Origin of the sequence: Cryobacterium sinapicolor, from assembly GCF_004403465.1 — a bacterium.
In the GTDB taxonomy this organism is placed as follows: domain Bacteria; phylum Actinomycetota; class Actinomycetes; order Actinomycetales; family Microbacteriaceae; genus Cryobacterium; species Cryobacterium sinapicolor.
The window spans coordinates 1-20,820 of record NZ_SOGQ01000055.1 but is presented as its reverse complement, the minus strand read 5'-3'; the positions used below and the strand labels follow the sequence as shown (position 1 = coordinate 20,820).

General features: G+C 66.4%; 21 protein-coding genes and 2 pseudogenes. 13 read left to right on the top strand and 10 right to left on the bottom strand.

Features of this window, described 5'->3' with window-relative positions; genetic code table 11:
* Positions 1–95: 95 nt before the first annotated feature.
* From acnA to dut, 4 genes are all read right to left on the bottom strand, one after another.
* A complete protein-coding gene (acnA, locus tag E3T28_RS10980) occupies positions 96–2,930 on the bottom strand; it encodes an aconitate hydratase AcnA (protein ID WP_134430934.1) in 2,835 nt (944 codons plus the stop codon).
* 218 nt (positions 2,931–3,148) lie between these two features.
* On the bottom strand, positions 3,149–3,946 hold the full coding sequence (locus E3T28_RS10975; RefSeq protein ID WP_134430931.1) for a DUF3159 domain-containing protein: 798 nt from the start codon (positions 3,944–3,946) through the stop codon (positions 3,149–3,151).
* Between the two features lie 10 nt (positions 3,947–3,956).
* On the bottom strand, positions 3,957–4,586 hold the full coding sequence (locus tag E3T28_RS10970) for a DUF3710 domain-containing protein (protein WP_241979296.1): 630 nt from the start codon (positions 4,584–4,586) through the stop codon (positions 3,957–3,959).
* Positions 4,583–5,059 carry a dUTP diphosphatase gene (gene dut, locus E3T28_RS10965; protein ID WP_134430928.1) on the bottom strand — a complete coding sequence of 159 codons (477 nt, stop codon included), beginning with the start codon at positions 5,057–5,059 and terminating at the stop codon, positions 4,583–4,585. Before dut ends, E3T28_RS10970 begins: the two co-directional genes overlap by 4 nt.
* Before the next feature lie 38 nt (positions 5,060–5,097).
* Between dut and E3T28_RS10960 the strand changes: the two genes are divergently transcribed.
* Positions 5,098–5,553 (top strand): DUF3093 domain-containing protein, encoded by a 456-nt coding sequence (locus E3T28_RS10960; protein ID WP_134430925.1) that lies wholly within the window; start codon positions 5,098–5,100, stop codon positions 5,551–5,553.
* A gap of 6 nt (positions 5,554–5,559) precedes the next feature.
* Here E3T28_RS10960 and E3T28_RS10955 read toward each other — a convergent pair whose 3' ends face one another.
* A complete protein-coding gene (locus tag E3T28_RS10955) occupies positions 5,560–5,853 on the bottom strand; it encodes a DUF4193 domain-containing protein (RefSeq protein ID WP_134363594.1) in 294 nt (97 codons plus the stop codon).
* A gap of 196 nt (positions 5,854–6,049) precedes the next feature.
* Here E3T28_RS10955 and sepH point away from each other — a divergent pair, with 196 nt between their 5' ends.
* Both sepH and E3T28_RS10945 read left to right on the top strand, forming a co-directional pair.
* Positions 6,050–7,219: a septation protein SepH gene (sepH, locus tag E3T28_RS10950; RefSeq protein ID WP_134430922.1), complete on the top strand. Its 1,170-nt coding sequence runs from the start codon at positions 6,050–6,052 to the stop codon at positions 7,217–7,219.
* Between the two features lie 108 nt (positions 7,220–7,327).
* Positions 7,328–8,368: an FUSC family protein gene (locus tag E3T28_RS10945; protein WP_134430919.1), complete on the top strand. Its 1,041-nt coding sequence runs from the start codon at positions 7,328–7,330 to the stop codon at positions 8,366–8,368.
* Positions 8,369–8,673: 305 nt separating this feature from the next.
* On the opposite strand, the gene E3T28_RS10940 is transcribed toward E3T28_RS10945, so the two are convergent.
* The gene (locus E3T28_RS10940; RefSeq protein ID WP_134430916.1) at positions 8,674–9,237 is read right to left on the bottom strand and encodes a YceI family protein; all 564 of its coding nucleotides are present in this window, start codon (positions 9,235–9,237) and stop codon (positions 8,674–8,676) included.
* A gap of 202 nt (positions 9,238–9,439) precedes the next feature.
* Here E3T28_RS10940 and E3T28_RS10935 point away from each other — a divergent pair, with 202 nt between their 5' ends.
* On the top strand, positions 9,440–10,096 hold the full coding sequence (locus E3T28_RS10935) for a hypothetical protein (RefSeq protein ID WP_134430913.1): 657 nt from the start codon (positions 9,440–9,442) through the stop codon (positions 10,094–10,096).
* Between the two features lie 144 nt (positions 10,097–10,240).
* Here E3T28_RS10935 and E3T28_RS10930 read toward each other — a convergent pair.
* Positions 10,241–10,987, bottom strand: a pseudogene (locus E3T28_RS10930) (glycoside hydrolase family 3 N-terminal domain-containing protein); the annotation flags it as partial.
* A 166-nt stretch (positions 10,988–11,153) separates the two neighbouring features.
* Between E3T28_RS10930 and E3T28_RS10925 the strand changes: the two are divergent.
* From E3T28_RS10925 to E3T28_RS10905, 5 genes are all read left to right on the top strand, one after another.
* Positions 11,154–11,933, top strand: a complete 780-nt coding sequence (locus E3T28_RS10925; protein WP_241979295.1) for an oxygenase MpaB family protein — start codon at positions 11,154–11,156, stop codon at positions 11,931–11,933.
* A 25-nt stretch (positions 11,934–11,958) separates the two neighbouring features.
* Entirely contained in the window at positions 11,959–12,462 is a 504-nt protein-coding gene (locus tag E3T28_RS10920; RefSeq protein WP_134430904.1) for an Lrp/AsnC family transcriptional regulator, read from the top strand.
* Between the two features lie 110 nt (positions 12,463–12,572).
* Positions 12,573–13,739, top strand: coding sequence for a pyruvate dehydrogenase (acetyl-transferring) E1 component subunit alpha (gene pdhA / locus E3T28_RS10915; RefSeq protein ID WP_134430902.1), 1,167 nt, complete (start codon positions 12,573–12,575; stop codon positions 13,737–13,739).
* Positions 13,736–14,755 (top strand): alpha-ketoacid dehydrogenase subunit beta, encoded by a 1,020-nt coding sequence (locus tag E3T28_RS10910; RefSeq protein WP_134430899.1) that lies wholly within the window; start codon positions 13,736–13,738, stop codon positions 14,753–14,755. The genes pdhA and E3T28_RS10910 overlap by 4 nt, the downstream gene beginning before the upstream one ends.
* Positions 14,755–16,248 (top strand): dihydrolipoamide acetyltransferase family protein, encoded by a 1,494-nt coding sequence (locus E3T28_RS10905; RefSeq protein ID WP_134430896.1) that lies wholly within the window; start codon positions 14,755–14,757, stop codon positions 16,246–16,248. Before E3T28_RS10910 ends, E3T28_RS10905 begins: the two co-directional genes overlap by 1 nt.
* A gap of 363 nt (positions 16,249–16,611) precedes the next feature.
* On the opposite strand, the gene E3T28_RS17770 is transcribed toward E3T28_RS10905, so the two are convergent.
* Complete coding sequence (locus tag E3T28_RS17770) at positions 16,612–16,902, bottom strand: AzlD domain-containing protein (protein ID WP_370260062.1); 291 nt, start codon at positions 16,900–16,902, stop codon at positions 16,612–16,614.
* 19 nt (positions 16,903–16,921) lie between these two features.
* Positions 16,922–17,593 carry an AzlC family ABC transporter permease gene (locus E3T28_RS10895; protein WP_134430891.1) on the bottom strand — a complete coding sequence of 224 codons (672 nt, stop codon included), beginning with the start codon at positions 17,591–17,593 and terminating at the stop codon, positions 16,922–16,924.
* Between the two features lie 65 nt (positions 17,594–17,658).
* On the opposite strand from E3T28_RS10895, the gene E3T28_RS10890 reads away from it, so the two are divergent.
* The 3 genes from E3T28_RS10890 to E3T28_RS10880 all read left to right on the top strand — a co-directional run bounded on the left by E3T28_RS10890 (position 17,659) and on the right by E3T28_RS10880 (position 19,306).
* Positions 17,659–18,210, top strand: coding sequence for a helix-turn-helix domain-containing protein (locus tag E3T28_RS10890; RefSeq protein ID WP_134430888.1), 552 nt, complete (start codon positions 17,659–17,661; stop codon positions 18,208–18,210).
* 179 nt (positions 18,211–18,389) lie between these two features.
* On the top strand, positions 18,390–18,680 hold the full coding sequence (locus E3T28_RS10885; RefSeq protein WP_134368086.1) for a DUF4287 domain-containing protein: 291 nt from the start codon (positions 18,390–18,392) through the stop codon (positions 18,678–18,680).
* Between the two features lie 137 nt (positions 18,681–18,817).
* Positions 18,818–19,306 (top strand): hypothetical protein, encoded by a 489-nt coding sequence (locus tag E3T28_RS10880; protein WP_134430885.1) that lies wholly within the window; start codon positions 18,818–18,820, stop codon positions 19,304–19,306.
* Between the two features lie 95 nt (positions 19,307–19,401).
* On the opposite strand, the gene E3T28_RS10875 is transcribed toward E3T28_RS10880, so the two are convergent.
* Positions 19,402–20,277, bottom strand: a complete 876-nt coding sequence (locus E3T28_RS10875; protein ID WP_134430882.1) for an SDR family oxidoreductase — start codon at positions 20,275–20,277, stop codon at positions 19,402–19,404.
* A gap of 347 nt (positions 20,278–20,624) precedes the next feature.
* Between E3T28_RS10875 and E3T28_RS10870 the strand changes: the two are divergent.
* Positions 20,625–20,820 (top strand): annotated as a pseudogene (locus tag E3T28_RS10870) (DUF1349 domain-containing protein); the annotation flags it as partial.

The window sequence follows — 20,820 nt, the reverse complement described above, 5'->3', positions numbered from 1 at the left end:
TATTGCGCTATCCGCCACCAGGAAACCGGCGCATAGATTCGGTCAGGCCGAGTCTACGCGCCGGTTTCACCAGCCAGCCGAGAGGCTGCTGGGTGCTAGGCGACCAGCGAACGCAGGACGTACTGCAGGATGCCGCCGTTGCGGTAGTAGTCAGCCTCACCCGGCGTGTCGATGCGCACGACCGCGTCGAACTCGACCGTCGCCTTGCCGGCCGCGGACTGCGCACTCGGCGCCGCCGTGACACGTACCGTCTTCGGGGTGACCCCGTTGTTCAGCTCGACGAGACCTTCGATCGTGACGACCTCCGTGCCGTCCAGTCCGAGCGACGCCCAGCTCTCGCCGGCCGGGAACTGCAGCGGAACGACGCCCATCCCGATCAGGTTCGAGCGGTGGATGCGCTCGAAGCTCTCCGTGATGACGGCCTTCACCCCGAGGAGGCTGGTGCCCTTCGCGGCCCAGTCACGAGACGAACCCGAGCCGTACTCCTTGCCTCCGAAGATGACCAGCGGCGTTCCGGCGGTCTGGTAGTTCTGCGAAGCATCGTAGATGAACGCCTGCGGAGCCCCGTCGACAGTGAAGTCGCGGGTGTAGCCACCCTCGACGCCGTCCAGCAACTGGTTGCGGAGACGGATGTTCGCGAAGGTGCCGCGGATCATAATCTCGTGGTTGCCGCGACGCGAGCCGTAGGAGTTGAAGTCGCCGCGTTCGACGCCGTGCTCCAGCAGGTAGGCGCCGGCGGGGCTGTCGGCCTTGATCGAACCGGCTGGGCTGATGTGGTCGGTCGTGACCGAGTCGCCCAGTTTGGCGAGCACACGGGCACCCACGATGTCGACCACCGGAGTGGTCTCCATGGTCATGCCGTCGAAGTACGGGGGCTTGCGCACATAGGTGGACTCGGGGTCCCACTCGAAGACCTCGCTGGCCGGCGTGGGCAGGCCGCGCCAGCGTTCGTCGCCCTCGAAGACGTGGCCGTACTGTTTCGTGAACATGCCGGTGTCGATCGAGCTGTCGATCGTGGCCTGCACCTCGGCGGAGTCAGGCCAGATGTCCTTGAGGAACACTTCGTTGCCGTCGCTGCCGATACCGAGCGCATCCGTCTCGAAGTCGAAGTTCATCGAGCCGGCGAGGGCGTAGGCGATGACCAGCGGCGGGCTGGCCAGGTAGTTCATCTTCACGTCGGGGCTGATCCGGCCCTCGAAGTTGCGGTTGCCCGAGAGCACCGCGGTGACGGCCAGGTCGTTGTCGTTGATCGCGGCCGTGACCTCGTCGATGAGCGGACCCGTGTTGCCGATACAGACCGTGCAGCCGTAGCCGACGGTGTAGAAGCCGAGGGCCTCCAGGTCCCCGGTGAGGCCGGCCTTCTCGTAGTAGTCGGTGACGACCTTCGAGCCCGGAGCCAGGGTGGTCTTGACCCACGGCTTGCTCGTCAGGCCCTTTTTGACGGCGTTGCGGGCGAGCAGGCCCGCGGCAAGCATGACCGACGGGTTGGACGTGTTCGTGCACGAGGTGATGGCCGCGACGGCGACCGCTCCGTGGTCGAGCGTGTAGTTCTCGCCGCCCTCCGTGGTGATCGCGACGGGCCGCGAAACACTGATCGGAGCGTGGCTCACGTGGTTGTGCGAGACCTTGTGGTCGAGGTTCTTGTCCTCGGCGGTGAAGCCGATGGGGTCTGATGCCGGGAAGGATGCCTCGACGGCCGCGTCCACGATGGTCCAGTCCTGCGTCGCGTAGCTCTGCAGGTCCCGTTCGAACTGCGACTTCGCCTCGGTGAGGATGACGCGGTCTTGCGGACGCTTCGGGCCGGCGATCGACGGCACGACGGTCCCGAGGTCGAGCTCGAGGTACTCGCTGAAGACGGGCTCCTTGTCGGCGTCGTGCCAGAGACCCTGCAACTTGGCGTACGCCTCGACGAGTGCGACCTGATCGTCCGTGCGGCCGGTGAGGCGCAGGTAGTCGAGGGTGACGTCGTCGATCGGGAACATGGCGGCCGTCGAGCCGAACTCTGGGCTCATGTTGCCGATGGTGGCGCGGTTGGCCAGCGGAACCTGGGTGACGCCCGCACCATAGAACTCGACGAACTTACCGACGACGCCGTGCTTGCGCAGGATTTCGGTGATGGTGAGCACGACATCCGTCGCGGTGACGCCGGTCGGGATCGAGCCGTTGAGCTTGAAGCCGACCACCTTGGGGATGAGCATCGAGATGGACTGGCCGAGCATGGCGGCCTCCGCCTCGATGCCACCCACGCCCCAGGCGAGCACGCCCAGGCCATTGACCATGGTCGTGTGCGAGTCGGTGCCGACGCAGGTGTCGGGGTAGGCCTGCAGCACACCGTTCACTTCGCGGGTCATCGTGACCCGGGCCAGGTATTCCAGGTTGACCTGGTGCACGATGCCGGTTCCTGGGGGCACGACCTTGAAGTCGTTGAACGCGGTCTGGCCCCAGCGCAGGAACTGGTACCGCTCGCCGTTGCGCTCGTACTCGATCTCCACGTTGCGCTCGAGGGCATCCGCGGTGCCGAACAGGTCGGCAATGACGGAGTGGTCGATGACCAGCTCGGCCGGGGCCAGCGGGTTGATCTTCTTCGGGTCGCCACCGAGCTCAGCGACGGCCTCGCGCATGGTGGCGAGGTCGACGATGCACGGCACGCCGGTGAAGTCCTGCATGACCACGCGTCCGGGCGTGAATTGGATCTCGGTGTCGGGTTCCGCCGTGGGAACCCATTCCCCCAGAGCACGAATATGGGCCTCGGTGATGTTGGCACCGTCTTCGGTGCGGAGGAGATTCTCCAACAGCACCTTCAGGCTGAACGGGAGCTTTTCGTAGCCCGTGACCGCGTCGAGACGGAAGACCTCATAGTCCGTCGACCCGACCCGCAGGGTGTCCTTGGCTCCAAAACTGTTTACGACCGCATTATTAAGCGCCGACACGATGCCCTCTCCTTCGTGGAAACCGACGGCGAAACCGTCCGCAATCCTCAATCCTGACGACCGGACGCCTACGCCTGCCAGTAAGGGTTACCTAATTGGCGGATGCAACGTGTGGTCGATGTCCAACGCCGAACTATCTTGACGTAGAGATAACTATAGCGGTGCCCCGGCGTTTCCCACGTTTTCTTTCGGGCGGTGTCGCGGAATCCCGGGAATCTTTATTCGGGCCGGTGAGCCGCGGCGCCGTTGGTCTGGGCGCCGTCGGCACGGTAGACGGCCCGGACCACCAGCCACGAGATCACAAGCAGCGGGGCGTAGAGCGGGATCCCCATCAGGAGCTTGGCGGCACCGAGCCACTCCACGTTGCCGGAGTAGTAGAGGGGAAGCTGAACGGCCAGGCGCAGGGCGAACAGGCCCGCCCAACAAAACGTGAGGATGGTCAGGACCCGACGCCTGGACGGGTTCGACCGCCAGGCGATCCCCTCGCCCATCAGGAATCCGACGGCCAGCCCGATGAGCGGCCAGCCCACGAGCGCCGAGAGCAACAGGGCCCCACCGTAGAGGCCGTTGGTCCAAAAACCGGGCAGGAAGAAGTCTTCGGCCCGGCCGGTGAACAGGGCGAGCACGGCGCTGGCGATCAGGGCGGCCAGGCCGCCGACGGCGGGCGTCACGGTTTGGCGGCTGATCCGGCGCAGCACGATGAAGACAACGCCGATCAGCACCGGCACGACCAGCGACAGAACCAGCGACTGCTCGGGGAAAAGTTGCCGGGTGAAGGTGTAGGTGATCAGGAAGACCAGTCCGGGCAGCACGGCCTCGACCAGGCCACGGATGCCGCCCATCGCAGCCAGTAGGGCGCGCCCGCTGATCGGCTCCCCCTCTGCAGCCGGCGTGAAGCCCGCCCGCCGGGCCGCGGCCGCCATACCGTCGGCGAAAGCGCCGGGCACGGGAGAGTCCGCCGCGATCTCTGAAGAGTCGGGCTGGCGGGCCTCATCGGGTAGCGGTGCGTCCGTCATCCGGTCGATTTCAGGACTTGCCCGGCTCAGCCGCATTCGCGGGGGTGGCCGGCATCCGGAGCGGAATGAGGTCCCGCGGCGGCATCGGGGCGGATCCGCGCACCACGACGATGCTGCGGAAGAGGTCTTCGATCTCGGTCGCGGCGTCGACGTTGACGGCACCTTCTCCGGCGATCACACCGCGCAGAAACCAGCGCGGGCCGTCGACGCCGATGAACCGGGCCAGCCGGCTGACTCCGTCTGCTCCCTGGCCTGCGGCCACGGGGATCTCCGCCACCAGTTCGGGGCCGAACGGGCCTTCACGCAGGGTCGTCGTTCCGCCCTGCTTGCCGATCTGGTCGGCGATCTGCGCGCGGATCTCGTGCCACAAGCCACTGGAGCGGGGCGCGGCGAACGGCTGCACCTGCAGGGTGGAGCCGGCGTAGTCGAGTCCGATGGCCACGACGCGCTTGCTGCCCTCTTCGATCTCCAGCCGTAGATGGAGTCCCTCACGCGGAAGGATCTTGACGCCGCCGAGGTCGACGTAGGGTCGCACCGGGTTGGCTTCGGCTTCGTCGAGAGGGCCCTCTGTCGCGCGGTCGTCCGGCGCCGACTTGGCCGTCTCGTCCGGGATCTCCTCCGGGTTCGCGGTGTCGCTCACTGGTTGTCTCCTGACGTTGAGGTGCCCGTGCTGATGTGCCGGCTCAGGCCGGTGGACCCGAACCCGCCTTCTCCGCGTTGACTGCCGGGCAGCCGATCCACGGGGATGAACGTGGCCCGACTGACGGGCATGATGATGATCTGGGCGATCCGGTCCCCGACCGCGATCGCGTAGGGCGTGGTCTGGTCGGTGTTGAGCAGCGTGACCTTGATCTCACCGCGGTACCCGGCGTCGACGGTTCCCGGCGCGTTCACGATCGTGATGCCGTGCTTGAACGCGAGGCCGCTCCGGGGCACGACGAAGGCCGCGAATCCGTCAGGCAGTGCGATCGAAACACCCGTCCCAACCAGTGCGCGTTCGCCGGGCGCCAGGACCAGCGCCTGGGACGAATGGAGGTCCGCTCCCGCGTCACCCGGGTGCGCGTAGCTCGGGAGTATGGACGCGGTTATCAGGACTTCGACGCTTTCTGCCACGTGTCGAGGCTAGTGCAGAAGTCTGATCGAATAGACCCATGCCTGAATATCGCGAAAAACTCTGGGCCTCTCCAGCACCCTATGTCGCCACTGCGCTCATCATCCCTGCCAGCATCCTCGTGTTCGCACCGATTTCGATGCTGGCCGGGGTGCTGCTGGCCGCCGGTCTGTATGCAGCCTGCGTCCTGGCGCTGCTGCTCTCTGCCCCCGTGGTGCAGGTGCGGGACGGTGAGCTCACCGCCGGTCGGGCGAGCATTTCGACCGATCTGGTCGGCGAGGTTCAACCCTTCGACGGAGACGAGGCAGTTCTGGAACGCGGCCAACGGCTCGACGCCCGGGCCTGGCTGCTCATCCGCGGCTGGATTCGGCCCGTCGTGCGGATCCCGATCGTGGATGCGACCGACCCTGCGCCGTACTGGCTCGTCTCGACGCGCCACCCACAGAAATTGGCCGCCGCGATCAATGGATCACGACGGCCAGCATCACATGATTGAGCGCGTTTAGGAGTCGCACTCCAGGCAAACCGGGCCGAGCTTGGTCTCGTGCGACATCTGCGAGCGGTGCTTCACGAGGAAACACTCCACGCAGGTGAACTCGTCGGCCTGCGGAGGCAGAACGACGACATCGAGGTCGAGGTCGGACAGATCGGCGCCGGGAAGGTCGAAACCACCGGGGTTGTCCGAGTCGTCGACATCTACGACTCCGGACATCTTGTCGGGTACGCGCTCCTTGAGGGCCTCAATCGACTCGGAGTCGTCTTCGGTCTTCCGTGGTGCGTCGTAATCGGTTGCCATACCCATCCATTCAGTTACGCCGAGAAAGGATTTCGGCGGGCATAGTTTCCAACAATCCCGGCGGAATAGCAAACTGCACCTCGCGTCATTGGCTCGGCACAGTGATCAACTTGCGGCACGCCCGGCGTATTCCCCGAAGATTCGACATTTACATGGCAGTCTTGACCGCACTAGTGATCGCGAGAGGGCTTTCAACATGCAGGAATTGAAAGTTATTGGAGTCGAGAGCGGTGCGCTGCTCGCAGCGTCAGAGGAGGGTGACCGATTCAGGATCCCCATCGATGAAGTTCTCCAGTCCCGGCTTCGCCAAGCCCAGGTCGAACCGGCGTCGGGACCGAAGCTGAGCCCGCGGGAAGTGCAGGCGCACATCCGAGCGGGCATGTCAGCCGAAGACGTCGCCGCGGTCACGGGCGCGTCCATCGACTTTGTGCGCCGCTTCGAGGGGCCGGTCGTCGCCGAACGCGACTACATGGTCTCCTGCGCGCTGAGCGTGCCGGTGCACACCGCCATCGACCCGGACCCGATCGAGGGCGGCGCCAACTTCGGCACCGTCATCCGTGAGCGTTTGGCCTCCCTCGGCGCCACCAACGAGCGCTGGGCCAGTTGGAAAGAGCCGGGCGCCGGCTGGATCGTCAAGTTGGCCTTCACGGCCGACGACATCGACCACGACGCCCGCTGGGGATTCGAACCGAAGAAGAACTCCCTGTCGCCGGTCGGCAACGAAGCCATCGCACTGTCACAGCAGGGCGAATTGAAGGGTGCTCTGATTCCGCGACTGCGGGCCGTCGGCGCCGAAACCAGTCCCGCCGACGTGTCCCGGTTCGACAGCGGCGCGTTCACCTTCCGTGAGTCTCTGGTCGAAGAACTCACCACCGACACCGCGCCGCTTCCGGACCCGGTGCCGTATTCCCGCTCGGCCGGCACGACGGATGCCGTGTCCCGGGCAGCCATCAAGCGCGCCGACGAACCGCCGCAGAGCCTGAGCGAGACGGCCGACCTGCTGGCTTCCCTCCGTCGCCGCCGCGGGGAGCGCGAGGCCGCCGCATTCGAGAGCAACCAGGCGGAGAGTCACCACGCCGGCCTCACCAACGGCAACGCCGGCGCTAGCGGAATCAGCCCGGCCCCGGGCATCCGTTTGGTGGACCAGCCGGTCGAGCCTGCCGCGGAACGCCCCGCTGCTCCCGCCGCTTCCGCTACCGCCGCACCGGCCGAGACTCCCCGTAACGCCTGGTCCGCCCAAGCCGCTGCCGGTCAGTCACCGGCTGCGTCTCCGCGTGCGTCGGGCCACGGTAAACGCGGACGCGCCTCGATGCCCAGCTGGGACGAAATCGTCTTCGGCGCCCGCACTGACGACGATCTGCCCTAACCAGCCGGGCCCAAGCGGCCGGGCCTGACCGCTCGAGTATTGTGATCGCCCAAGAAGTTCGACCGCCTGGGCGGGCGACTACCGCTCACAGTCGACTACCCTAGGCAAGTGAGAATCAACACCCGGCTGAGATCCACGAGCCGGATTCCACTGCTCCAGGCAGTGAAGACCTCCGTGGCCGTCGCCCTCGGCTGGATCCTGTCGCAGCTGCTTCTCGAGACGGAGCAGCTGCCGGTTTTCGCCGCGATCGCCGCCCTACTCGTGGTGCAGCCGAACATCAACCAGACGCTCGGCCGTGCGGTCGAGCGCAGCCTGGGCGTCATCGGCGGCGTCATCATCGCCTATGCGGTCGGTGTCGCCTTCGGCCAGTCGAGCTGGGTCGTGCTCCTGGCAATCGTGTTCTGCATCATGCTGGCGTGGGCGCTGAGGCTGGCCCCCAGCCCCGCGAGCCAGATCCCGATCAGCGCCATGCTCCTGCTCACGATCGGCACGGCAACGGCCGAGTATGCGCGGGATCGGATCGTCGAAACCATCATCGGGGCAGCGGCCGCCCTCCTCGTCAACGCACTGATCGTGCCGCCCGTGCTGCTCGCTCCGGCGCATGCGGCGGTCGTCCGGCTAGCCTACGAGATCGCGGACACCCTGGACCGCATCGTCGACGCCCTGCGGTTTCCGCAAAAGGCCAGCCAGATCGAAGAGATGATGATCAAGGTGCGGCTGCTGCGACCCATGCTCGCCAAGGCGGACCAGGCGCTCAAGCAGGCCGAGGAGAGCCTCACGCTCAACCCGCGGCACGCCGTGAACCGGCGTCTCCTCGACATCGACGAGGAACTCTTCGCCCGGCTGACCTCACTCGTCGCGCGCACGATCGGCATGACCCGGTCTCTGCGCGATCATTACGACCATTCTCTGCACCTCGAACCCACAGTTCTCGCGATCACGGTCGAGCTCAGCCGTGCCGCCCACGACCTGAGGCTGCTCGCCGAACAGGTGGACCACCCCGGTGCGCAGCAGGTCAGCGTGACGCTCGAACCACCCACCCTGACCGCCCCCCTGATCATCGCGACGCCGCATCCGCGGCATTGGATTTTGATCGGTTCGCTGATGGAGGACCTGCGCCGGGTGCGTGAGGAGATCAAGGGCGAATAGCCCGGGGTTTCCAGGGGTTCAGAATGGGGCCTGTCGGATCGACAATGAGAGCGAATTCCCGACCCGGACCCCTGCGCCCGGCCTGACAGAGGAGAACTCTCATGAACGACCGACAACCACGGCGCGTGGACGATCGGAGCGGCCGCCTTCGCCGCCTTCATGATGCTCATGCTGGGGTGCTGGGGTGCTGGTGGCTGATCGCCGAGTCGGCGCTGTAAGCGCACACGAACGAGAGAGGGGCCTCACAGGTGTCGGGCCCCTCTCTCGTTCGTGTGCACCCTGCGCAGACCTCTGCGCGGGAACGACTACGCCTGGTTGAGCGCAGCCTGCAATTCGATGGTGATGGTGACCTTCTCGCCGAGCAGCATTCCGCCGGTCTCGAGGGCCGCGTTGTAGGTGAGGCCGAAGTCGGCCCGGGTGACCTCGGTCTTCGCCGTGGCGCCGGCCTTGTAGTTGCCGTACGGGTCGGTGCCGAAGCCGCCGAACTCGAAGTCGAAGGTGACGGGCTTGGTGACGCCCTTGATGGTGAGGTTGCCGTCGATCAGGAAGTCGCCCTTGACCTGGCGAACGCCGGTGGAGACGAAGTCGATGGTCGGGTAGGTCTCGGCGTCGAAGAAGTCGCCGGTGCGCAGGTGGCCGTCGCGGTCCGCCTGGTTGGTGTTGATCGACACGACCTGAGCGGAGGCCGTGACGGAGGAGTCGAGCGGGTTCTCGCCGGTGACGAAGGTCGCGTCGAACTTCTCGAATGTGCCCTTGACCTTGCTGATCATAATGTGACGGATGCTGAATCCGACCTCGCTGTGCGTCGGGTCGATGGTCCAAGTTCCGGCCTTGTAGCCGGGGATGCTCACTGCGGTGGTCTCAGTCATGGGTTCTCCTCAATTCGCGGGACGGTGGATTCTCGTCCACGGTTTCATGCAAGCGCATAGGAAATGTATTTATTCCAGATTGGCGAAAGTTCTTAACGGCGACTGCCCGCACACTCCCGCAGGAATCCCTTGACGGCCTCTGGGGCCGAGGGTACCGTCGGTCGCTCAGGGGGCTGGCTCACAGGTGGAACGGAGGGCGGAAATGCGCTCACGGTTCCTGCTCCCCCTGAGCCTGCTGATCGTTCCGCTCGCCGGGTGTTCGTCTCCCTCTCCGTCGCCCTCCCCCGCGGCACCGGCCACCGAAAGCGTCGTGATGCGCCCGGTCACTGAGCGCGGTCTCCCTGCCGCGGGCTTCACCGTGACCGACGAGGCACATGTCACGCTCGACTGTGGTGGCACCTCATTCGATGCGCGGCCGTCCGCGGTCGCCGTCGATGACGACATTCTCGCCTGCGCTCCGTCGAGCGCGTTCGCCGTAGCCTGCTGGCAAGACCCGGACCCGGGTTTCGTGGCCTGCTACCGCGATCCGTGGACCACCGTAATAGTGCGCCTGCCGAGCGGCGGGAGCCTGCCGACGGCCACCGCGCCCGAGCAGGCGCAACCGCTCGGGCTGGCGCTCAGCGATGGGGACCGCTGCCTGATCCGCAGCGGCGGGGTCTGGAACGATCTGGCCGAGCACCCCGACTGGTACGGCACGTACTCGTGTTCGGATGACGGAGCGGTCTGGGCCGAGAGAGCTGACGGCATCGACCGGTCCGATCCCCGGTGGACGGTGCAGGTCGCGCCGATCTCGGGGGAAGACCCGCTCAGCACCCGCGAGGTCGTCACCGCGTACTACGTCGGTACGGCCGAGGGCTAGCAGCAGCCGCCCCACCCACTCACGGCACCGGTCGCGGGGGCCGGCCCGCGGCATCCGTCGACGTCGACGTTTCCGGTCGAGACCGATCGGCACACCGGCCGACCTCGACCGGAACTGTCGAACCCGCCGCCGCGGACCCGCGGATCACTCCTGGGCTGCGCGGAGAGCGACCCGGCCGCGCAGCACGAGGAGATTGTATGCGGCCTCATCGATCTGCTCCGGCGTGAGGCGCCCAGAGTCGACCGCTTCAACGATTCTGCCGATCAGGGTGGTGACATCGGTGCCGAAGAGCTCGGGATTCGCCGGCAGAACGTAGAGCAACATGGTGTTTCCCGCTGCCAGGGCGGCGATCCCGTTCTCGACCGGGTCGGCGTACTCGGGCAGGCCGAAGTCCTGGAGCATCAACAGATCGTCGGTGATCGTGACACCGTCGAAGCCTAGATCCGTGCGCAGGATCTCGTGCCAGGCGGGCGACAGGCTCGCCGGCTTCGGGTCGACGCTCGGATAGGCCAGGTGCCCGAACTTGACCAGCTCCGCCCCGGCCTCGATACCGACCTGGAACGGCGGCGCCTCCAGGGTCAGCCAGTCCTGGTGGCCGAGCAAAGTCGACGGGATGCTCCGGTGCGAGTCCCCCGGCGCCGCCCCGTGACCCGGGAAATGCTTGAGCGTGCTCAGAACCCGCCCGTGCTCCCCGGCTACCGCCGCGGCCACCCGGGCGGAGGCCGAAGCCGGGTCGGTGCCGAGCACTCGGCCGGCCAGGAACGAACCAGGGTCGGCCGTGACGTCGGCGACGATCCCGAAGTTGACACTCACGCCGACGGACTCCAGAAGGGACGACCGGCTGCGGAACGCCTCCTCCGCGGCCTGCGCGGGGAGCGTCTGCAGTGCTTCCGCCCCGGGGGCCCGGTCCCGCTGCGAGCGCCATCACGCGGCGGGCGGGAACCGGGTGTCTCATCGGTACAGGCTAGCCCGCCGACCAGAGGCGGGACGTCGCACGCATCCACTTCTCCGGTCGCGGCGTTACACTCGGACCTCGAGGGGGAAGGCACGCATGCAGATGAAAGAGATTGCCGGTGAGGCCGTGCTGATCGCCGCCGGAGGCCGGGCGATCCTGCTGCAGATCGCCGACCCGGCTATCGGCCACGGGGTGGCCCACCACAGCGATTTCACATCCCGACCGCTCGATCGGCTGCGCGGCACCCTGACGTACGTGTACGCGGTCGTGTTCGGCACGCCCGAGGAGGCGGCCGGGGCGCGCCGCCAGGTCAATCAGGCCCACGGCCCGGTGTCGGCCCCGGCCACCGCGGCGAGCCCGGCGTACAGCGCCTTCACCCCGGAGCTGCAGCTCTGGGTGGCGGCGACCCTCTACGAATCCGCCATCACGATGCGGGAGCTGGTCTACGGCCCGCTCGACGACGATACCGCCGACCTGCTGTACCGGGAGTATGCCGTGCTGGGCACCGCGCTGCAGATGCCGTCGGGGCTGTGGCCGCCGGACCGGGTCGCCTTCGCCGCCTACTGGGACCGGCGCCTCGGTGAGTTGCAGACGGATGCCGCCACGCGCGCCGTCGCCAGCCAGCTGCTGCATCCGCGCACGGGGCCGGTCTGGCTGCGACTGATGATGCCGCTGGCGCGCCTCGTCACCGTCGGGCTGCTGCCCCGCCAGGTGCGAGAGTTGTTCGGTCTGTCTTGGTCAGCGGGGGCGCAGCGCCGCTTCGACCGGCTGATCCGGTTGACCAGGCGCGTCTACCCCCGGCTGCCGCGCCGCCTGCGCCACTGGCCGAAGAACCATTACCTGCGGGCGATGCGGCAGTCGCTGGAGCTGGCGGTAGTCTGAGGGTTTCCCCAGCCGGAGGATTCCAATGACGCAGCACTCGGCCCCCGCCGTGCCGGGCACACCCGACGGTCTCGACCCGATCGACCGGCAGATCGTGGCCGAGCTGAGCCGCGACGGCCGCCTGTCCATGCGGCAGTTGGCCACGCTCGTGCACATTTCCCGCACCACCGCGCACAGCCGGGTGCAGAATCTCGTGCGTCAGGGTGTGGTCACCGGGTTCGGCGCGCAGATCGACCGCCGGGCGCTCGGACTCGGGGTCTCCGCCCTCGTGATCGTGAAGATCGGCGAGGTCTCGTGGGCCGAGATGGCCCGGCGGCTGAGCGAGCTGCCCTTCGTCGAGAAGGCGCAGGCCGTGAGCGGCGACATCGACATCATCCTCACCGTCAGCGCCCCCGACCACGAGCAATTGAGCCGGGCCATCCTGCGCGATATCCACAGCATGCCCGGTGTGATCTCCACCCGATCCCATTTGATCCTGGAGGAGATCACCGGCCTGCCCCCGGCACGCGCGGCGGACAGTTGGCGCTGACCGGCCGTTCTTCACGGACGATTGGCCCGGCGCGACGCCGCTTCCGACCAAACGTTCGCATCCGTCGCCGGGGCATCGTCTAAGGCGTTGAGATGCCGCACCATTGCGTCATGAGCCTCAATGTCGAGAGCCTGGTCGAGAGTCCCCTCGCCGCGCCGCGCCCCCTCCGCCTGATCGATGACACCGGCCGCGCCGCCAACCCCGATGAGGCCGGTGGGCTCGTGCTGCCGGACCCGGCCACACTGCTCAGCCTCTACCGGCGCATGGTCGTCGCCCGCCGGTTCGATGTGCAGGTCACCGCACTGACCCGGCAGGGGCGTCTCGCGACCTACCCGTCGGCCCTCGGCCAGGAGGCCTGCGAAATCGCCGCGGTCGCTGCCCTCGGTCCCGAGGACTGGCTCTTCCCCACCTACCGGGACAGCATGGCCCTGCTCACCCGCGGCGTGCCGGCCGAGCACATCCTGGCCTCGTTCCGCGGGGATTGGCACAGCGGATACGACCAGAACGCCCACCGGATCGCCCCACAGGCGACCCCGCTGGCCACCCAGGCTCTGCACGCCGTGGGGCTCGCAACCGCCTCCAAGCTCAAGCGGGACGCCACAGTGGCGCTGACCCTCCTCGGAGACGGCGCCACCAGCGAGGGCGACGCCCACGAGGCGTTCAACTTCGCCGCCGTCTGGCAGGCCCCGGTCGTCTTCGTGGTGCAGAACAACCAGTTCGCGATCAGCGTGCCGCTGGACAAGCAGATGCGCTGCCGCACCATCGCCGACAAGGCCATCGGCTACGGGATGCCCGGCTACTTCGTCGACGGCAACGATGTCGCCGCGATGTACGCGGTCACCTCGACGGCAGTCCAGAACGCCCGCGCCGGCCAGGGACCAACCCTGATCGAGGGTCTGACCTACCGGATGGAGGCACACACGAACTCCGACGACCCGAGCCGCTACCGCGATGCCGGGGATCTGGAGATCTGGCGACGCCGCGACCCGATCACCCGCCTGGACACCTACCTCGGCGAGATCGGTGCGCTGAGCGACGCGGAGCGCGCGGACATCCGTGCCGAGGCCGAGGATCTGGCCGCGGACACCCGGGAGTGCATGACCCGGTCCGCGCCGGTGGATCCGCTCGAGTTGTTCGAGCACGTCTACGCGACCCCGCGCGCCGCCTTGGCGGAACAGCGCGCCTTCCTGGCGGTCGAGCTCGCCGAGCACGCCGCCGCATCCGTCGCCGCCGACACCGCGGAATCCAGCACCGCTCAATCAGGGGGAACCCGATGACACTCCACGACACCGCACCGACGCCGCTGCCGCTGCGCGCGCCGGTCACTCTCACCATGGCGGCAGCTCTCAACGCCGCGATCCAGGATGCGATGCGCGACGACCCGACGGTCGTTCTGTTCGGTGAGGATGTCGGCCCGCTCGGCGGAGTCTTCCGGGTGACCGACGGGCTGTACGCCGAATTCGGGGAGAGCCGGGTGAGCGACTCACCGCTGGCCGAGTCCGGGATCGTCGGTACCGCGATCGGCATGGCGATGTACGGTCTGCGCCCGGTGGTGGAGATGCAGTTCGACGCATTCAGCTACCCGGCGTTCGAGCAGATCGTGTCGCACGTGGCCAAGATGCGCAACCGCACCCGCGGGCGAATCCAACTGCCCCTCGTGATCCGCATTCCCTACGCCGGTGACATCGGCGGGGTCGAACACCACTCGGATTCCTCCGAGGCCTACTGGACGGCGACGCCCGGTCTCACCGTCGTCTCGCCGTCGAATCCGGCGGATGCCTACTCGATGCTCCGCGAAGCCATCACCAGTGACGACCCGGTCATCTTCCTCGAACCCAAGAGCCGGTACTGGGCCAAGGCCGAGCTCAGCTTGCCCGTGCGCACCGCAGCGATGAACACCGCGGTCGTGCTGCGCGAGGGCACCGACGTCACGCTGATCGCTTACGGACCGACTGTGAAGACCGCTGTCGCCACCGCGGAGTTGGCCGTGGCCGAAGGCCTCTCGATCGAGGTCGTCGATCTGCGCAGCCTGTCCCCGTTCGACGACGAGACCGTGGGTGCCTCCGTGCGGAAAACCTCTCGCGCCGCCGTGCTGCACGAGGCGGCGCAGTTCGGCGGCTACGGGGCGGAGGTCGCAGCCCGGCTGACGGAGCGCAACTTCTTCCACCTGGCCGCACCCATCCTGCGGATCACGGGCTTCGACATCCCCTATCCCTCCCCCAAACTCGAGGAGTACTTCCTGCCGACCCCCGACCGCATCCTTGCCGCCCTCGGAACCTGGGAGTGGAACTGATGTCGCTGAACTTCATCCTGCCGGACCTCGGCGAAGGACTCACCGAGGCCGAAATCGTCTCCTGGTTGGTGGCCGTGGGCGATACCATCGCCATCGATCAGCCTGTGGTCGAGGTCGAATCGGCCAAGTCCATCGTGGAACTGCCGTCGCCGTACGGCGGGGTGGTGGTGGCTCTGAACGGGTCAGTCGGCCAGATCGTGCACGCTGGGCAGGTTCTGCTGACGGTGACGGATGCCGCGGACACCGCACCGCCTACCTCTCAGCCGGCTCCGACGCCCACATCAATGCCGGCCACGGTTCCTCCCGCGAAGGTCGGCGGGGCGGCATCCGGTGCGGTGCTCATCGGCTACGGCACGAGCGAGAACACGCGTCCCGTCCGGCGCCCGGCCACCGCGCGCTTCGGTCTGCGGCCAGGCTTAACGACTGCGCTCACCACGCCGATCGTCGCACCGGTCGCCGTCGTGGCCCCGCCCGCCCCGACACCGGTAACGGCCCCGATCTCGTCGGCGAGCCCGGCCGGCCGCTCCCCCGTGGTCTCGCCTCTCGTTCGTCGCCTCGCCCGTGAGAACGGCCTCGACGCGACCCGGCTGATCGGAAGCGGCAGTAACGCACTCGTGCTACGCCGGGACGTCGAGTCGGTGATCCGGGAGCGGGCAGCGGCGACCGGCCCTGTATCGACGGTCGAGCCAACACCGATCGTCGAGCCTGGAGTCGTGGTCGAGCCCGCACCGTTGGTCGAGCACGCACCGTTGGTCGAGCACGCACCGTTGGTCGAGCCCGTCGAGACCCGGTCCGCCTCCACCCATGACATCCGTATCCCGATCACAGGCCTGCGGAAGGTGGTGTCAGAGCGGATGACCACCTCACGCCGGGAAATCCCCGAGGCCACGGTCTGGCTCGATGTCGACGCGACCGAACTTTTCGCCGCGCGAGACCGTCTCTTCGAGAGCACGGGCGAGCGTTTCAGCGTGACTGCTCTGATCGCCCGGTTCACGGTAGCCGGATTGCGCCGCTTCCCGCTGTTGAATTCATCGGTCGACACAGCGAGCCAGGAGATTTTACAGCGCGGCGCCATCAACCTCGGGCTTGCCGCACAGACCCCACGGGGGCTGATGGTGCCGGTGGTGCACGACGCCCAGGCGATGACCACCCGCGAGTTGCGGGATGCGATCGCCGGTATCGTGGCCCAGGCGGCGGATGGCGCGTTCCCTCCCTCTCGGCTCACCGGTGGCACCTTCACCCTGAACAACTTTGGTGCGCTCGGTGTCGATGGGTCAGCCGCGATCATTAACCACCCCGAAGCCGCCATTCTGGGCATCGGGCGGATGATCGAGCGTCCCTGGGTGGTCAACCACGCCCTCGCGGTGCGCACGGTCGTTGAACTGTCCCTGGTCTTCGACCACCGGGTCTGTGACGGTGGTACCGCTGCCGGTTTCCTCACCTACGTCGCACGCTGCATCGAGTCCCCGGTGAGTATGCTCGCCGACCTCTGAGACCGGTGACGCCTCACGTCAGGTCAATCACGGAATCGACGGGCGTTCTACAACAGGCCCCGACCATGTCCTGCCGTGGGGTCTCATGGCGCTCCGGGCTTGTTGCAGTTGACACACCTGAGTAAGAATCCACGCCGGGCGGGTTATTCGGGCGTTCCGCATCTGTGCGTTCGTGCCCGGCCCGTAGTCTCGGGCTTGTGTGCGTTCAGGGTCGGGCTTGCGAGGATCCTGAATCCTTGCTGATGCGCACTGGCTTCAGGACGCGTATCAAGCAAATCGGTACATCGGTGCAGCCGATCCTGAAGCGCTGCGGTGGCTTGACGGCCGCGGCACGCGGTCAGCCGGGCCGCGCGTCACGGCGCATCAATGAACCCCGAGCGCTCTGAGGCACGCCGTGACCCCGGCCGCAACGACGACGACAGCGACGAGCGGTGCGCGCACGGCGGCGGCCAGAGCAGCCACTGCTACTCCAACTACGCGGGCCCATCCAGCGAAGTCGGACCCTTCATAAAGCGCCGAGGTGGTGGCGACGCTTGCAAGGAGCACGACTACCGCGGGTTCACTCCATTGCTCGAGCCGGAGAGCGAGGCGGAAACCACCGAAGCCGACCCCGCCGAGCCTGATGGCGTAGGTACCGGCAGCGAGAACGAGCACAGCGAGAACAAGATCAACTTCAGGCACGGTGTCCTCGCTTTCGTACGGCGGTGAGCAACCCTGCCAGGCCGAGGATAGGGGCGAGGCCCGCTGCCACGAATGGGGTGGCGGCTAGGGCGATCGTCGCGCCGGCCACTGCAGGTCCTACCGTGCTGCGCTTGACGCTTCCGAGGAGGATGGCGAGGAAGATGGCGGGGAATGCGGCATCCAACCCGAGACGGGCAGGGTCGGGCACGACGTAACCGACCAGCACGCCGATTGCCGCGCCGAGCGGCCAGGCAATAAGGATTGCGACCCCGGCGACGCGGAAAGCCAGGAGGCGTTGGCCCGATCTCGGTTGAGCCAGCGCAAAGGCGACGCTCTCGTCGTTCACGAGGTGGGCCGATAGATGCCGAGCAATTCGCGGTGCTGGCAGAAAGGAGGAAGCCGAGAACCCGTAGACGATGTTCCGAAGGTTCACCAGCAACGCTGCAGCGACCGCAACCCACGGCAGGCCGCCGGCCGCGATGACACCGACGAACAGTAACTCGGAAGATGCGCTGAGCACGAGAATGGCGGCGAGGATGACCAGCCAGGGTGGGAAGCCTGCCGCCAGTGCGGCCGATCCGTAGGCAACACCGACCACCAGCACCGCCGATGCGATAGCAATGGCGGAGGCCCTGAGGCGTACTGTTCGTTTTGGTGAACGCATGACGGTTATTCTGAACGATTCGCGGTCGTACGTCAAGCTGGTCACATGTTCGATATAGTGAACACATGACAGAAACGCTCGGCCCGCGCATCGGGGCAGCGCTCAAGCGCGAACGTAATGCTGTAGGCCTGACTGTCTCCGAACTCGCACGTCGGGCAGGGATATCCAAGGCGACAGTCTCGCAGCTCGAATCGGGTGTGGGTAACCCCAGCGTCGAGACGCTGTGGTCCCTGGGCGACGCGCTCGGCGTGCCTTTTGCACGCCTCGTGGATGAACCACCCGAACGGGTGACCCTTATTCGCGCAGCCGATGCGCCGCGAATTGGCTCTGCCGGCAGCAGTTACGCCGCAGCACTCCTCTCCTCAAGCCCGCCGAACGCGCGCCGCGATGTCTATCTCGTGCAAGCCGAACCGGGCAGCCCCAAAAATTCCGCGCCCCACACCCACGGCACCGTGGAACACGTGATTCTGATATCCGGGACAGCGCTGGTCGGTCCGGCAGCATCCCCGCTCCTGCTGCACCCCGGTGACTACGCGTGTTACCCCGGGGACGCACCCCACATCTTCGACGCCCGCGACGACGGCACGACAGCGGTACTCATTTCAGAACTGCGTTAGGCGCTCAAGGGATCGCGATTGATGAGCGGCCGTCGATTCAGGATCAATCCGGCTCCCTTTGAGGGTTCGTTCGTGACATGGCCGGTGCGATTCGCACTGCGACGATATCTTGATCGAATGATCGAATCTCGTTGCGGGTCCGACCTGCGGATCTCAGCACCACCGGCAGAGGAGTAGAGATGTCATTCCAGGCGTACCTCGACAACATCGAAGACAAGACGGGATTGACCCCGCGCCAGTTCATCGCGCTCGCCCAGGCGAAGGGTTTCGACGACCCGTCCACGAAAGCCGGGGTGATCGTCGATTGGCTAAAAGCGGACTTCGATTTGGGCCGCGGTCACGCCATGGCTCTGGTGCACGTCATCAAGAACGGCGAAAAAATCGACACCAAGCATGTGGGCACCGGAACCGCGCACAGCGACCCATCCGACACGCTGTGGCTCGACGGGAAGCAGAACCGCCCCGCGTGAGCCATACGCACCTGGCCGCCGTTGTTCGTTTGGACGGCTCTCGGCTCCCGCTGACCGTTCTCCTAAGGACCCGGCTTGCGGGCGTCCGCGTGGACTGATTCTTGTCCTCGGCGTGGTCACGCTGATTGACTACTGGCATGGGAAACTTCGAGCTGAAGCGGGGCAAGGGCCACTCCAATGTCCCGCAGCGAAGCGATGTACCGCGTGCGCCTCTCCCGAACGATGAGCGCCAGAAATTGTTGTCGAGTCTCGTCTGGCAGGAACGCGCCCAAGTGGCGCTGGAGAGTGACCTCTCAATGGACGTCCTGGCCGCACTCGTCCGCGACGAGGAGGTGACAGTGCGCCAGCTGACGTACGACCTCCACCGAGACATTTCTCCAGTGCTGCTAAACGAAGTCCTGGCCCTGTATCCCGATGACGCGCCACGGATGGCGTATCAAGTACATGCGCCGTTGGCCGCATTGCGATTGAAGCGGTTCAACTTCGCGCCACGCGACGATATCGAGAGATACCTTGCAGGAATCGGGGCCGATGAGGCCACGTCGCGGGCTTTTCTTTCGATCGTCAAGTCCCCGGAAACTGGGCTCCTCACGCTGGATGAGTTGATGGGAACCGTTTCCCACTGACGGAGGGTGACGCCTCGGCATTTTCATGTCCGAATCGACGGAGACCTGATCGCCCACGAAGAACAGCCCGGTTAGCGTTCCCGAACGAGAACTGGTTAGAGTCCGAAGCCACCGTCCGTCGTCAGTACTTGCCCGACGATCCATCGACCTTCATCAGTGGCGAGCCATCCGATCAAACGCGCTGGGTCGGTGGGAAACCCGAAACGTCCGAACGGAGTGTTCCTTACGAATTCTTGAATTTCCTCGAGCGGGCGATCCGTCGTTTCCGGATCCAGATATCCGGTATTAACGGGTCCCGGGTTGATGGTGTTGAGAATGATGCCCCGCGCCAAGAGTTCGCTGGCCACCGTTGGTGTGACCCCAGCCAGGGCCGCCTTGCTTGCCGCGTAGGCCACCTCGCCCGGCATCGCGCCGTGTAGCTGACCGGACGTCATCCAGATGACTCGACCGGTCGCGAATTCGTCGACCGGGCCGGTATTCTCTGGTCGTTCTCCGGGACGTCTGGGTGCGGAGTCTCTGTGACCGGAGAACTGCTCAGCGAACGCTCTTGTCAGCAGGAGCGTGGAGCGGGTGTTGACCTGCCAGTGGCCATCGAGCAGCTCCGCGGTCATGTCGAAGATGGAGCCATCGCTCCCGCTGCGGGCGTGGTTGCAGACGAGGATGTCGACTCCCCCGGTGAGCCTGCAGGCAGCCTCCATAAGCAGGCTGGCGGCATTCGGCACGGCCAGGTCGAGGCTGAGGTCACCGAAGACTGCGTCTGCGATCTGCGCTGATGTGATGCCCGCTCGGACTTCGTCGAGGTCGTCGCTACCCCAGGGCTGGTTGTCGTCGTGAGGCGAGAAGTGTTGAATGAAAACGTTCGCGCCGAGTTCGGCGAAACGATGGGCCACGGCAAAGCCGATGCCCTTGCGACGCGATACCCCCGTCACGAGTGCGGTCTTGCCGAGCAGGGGTAATGAGGGAAACGGCATGTGGAGACTCCAATATGTGTAGTGAAAAAACAGCAAGAAGTAAGGATGCTGATCCGCTGACTCTCGGATTCACTACTTGGATGTCATGCCCACGCCTTCCAATCGACCGGAGCCACGCCCGCCGGTGGCTCCCAGAGGCAGCTTAGCCCGCACCGGTTCCACGACGACTCGCGGTTCCGTAGGGCGTTCGCACGGCACCTGCAGTGACGCGCGAATTTGCTCCCGAAGGTCCCGCTTTCGGGCCTCGCCTGTGCGGCGTCGACGCGAGCGTGTTCATGGGTGTCTGCTTTCCCCTACGCTGACATCGGCGGTGTGGATTGAGCCCTCACGGAGAGGATCGAATTCTTATGAGCATTGTCGTGCCGGGCGTGCCTCCGCTCGACTGGGTCAACGGGCCGGGCTTGGCTGAGACACCCACGAGCGGTGTCCTCATTCTCACCGCGGTCGCTGGCGCCGACTGGACCAATGACGCGTTCGGAGGTCCTCAACAACACGCGGCGACCGCGCTCGGCTTCGCCCCCACAAAAGACTTCTCGCTTTCGG

Coding starts and splice junctions, on each gene's coding strand:
- E3T28_RS10975 (WP_134430931.1), bottom strand. CDS start 3,946: ATGACGGACGCACCGCTACCCGATGAGGCCCGCCAGCCCGACTCTTCA.
- E3T28_RS10960 (WP_134430925.1), top strand. CDS start 5,098: ATGCCTGAATATCGCGAAAAACTCTGGGCCTCTCCAGCACCCTATGTC.
- E3T28_RS10955 (WP_134363594.1), bottom strand. CDS start 5,853: ATGGCAACCGATTACGACGCACCACGGAAGACCGAAGACGACTCCGAG.
- sepH (WP_134430922.1), top strand. CDS start 6,050: ATGCAGGAATTGAAAGTTATTGGAGTCGAGAGCGGTGCGCTGCTCGCA.
- E3T28_RS10940 (WP_134430916.1), bottom strand. CDS start 9,237: ATGACTGAGACCACCGCAGTGAGCATCCCCGGCTACAAGGCCGGAACT.
- E3T28_RS10935 (WP_134430913.1), top strand. CDS start 9,440: ATGCGCTCACGGTTCCTGCTCCCCCTGAGCCTGCTGATCGTTCCGCTC.
- E3T28_RS10925 (WP_241979295.1), top strand. CDS start 11,154: ATGAAAGAGATTGCCGGTGAGGCCGTGCTGATCGCCGCCGGAGGCCGG.
- E3T28_RS10920 (WP_134430904.1), top strand. CDS start 11,959: ATGACGCAGCACTCGGCCCCCGCCGTGCCGGGCACACCCGACGGTCTC.
- pdhA (WP_134430902.1), top strand. CDS start 12,573: ATGAGCCTCAATGTCGAGAGCCTGGTCGAGAGTCCCCTCGCCGCGCCG.
- E3T28_RS10910 (WP_134430899.1), top strand. CDS start 13,736: ATGACACTCCACGACACCGCACCGACGCCGCTGCCGCTGCGCGCGCCG.
- E3T28_RS10905 (WP_134430896.1), top strand. CDS start 14,755: ATGTCGCTGAACTTCATCCTGCCGGACCTCGGCGAAGGACTCACCGAG.
- E3T28_RS10895 (WP_134430891.1), bottom strand. CDS start 17,593: ATGCGTTCACCAAAACGAACAGTACGCCTCAGGGCCTCCGCCATTGCT.
- E3T28_RS10890 (WP_134430888.1), top strand. CDS start 17,659: ATGACAGAAACGCTCGGCCCGCGCATCGGGGCAGCGCTCAAGCGCGAA.
- E3T28_RS10885 (WP_134368086.1), top strand. CDS start 18,390: ATGTCATTCCAGGCGTACCTCGACAACATCGAAGACAAGACGGGATTG.
- E3T28_RS10880 (WP_134430885.1), top strand. CDS start 18,818: ATGGGAAACTTCGAGCTGAAGCGGGGCAAGGGCCACTCCAATGTCCCG.
- E3T28_RS10875 (WP_134430882.1), bottom strand. CDS start 20,277: ATGCCGTTTCCCTCATTACCCCTGCTCGGCAAGACCGCACTCGTGACG.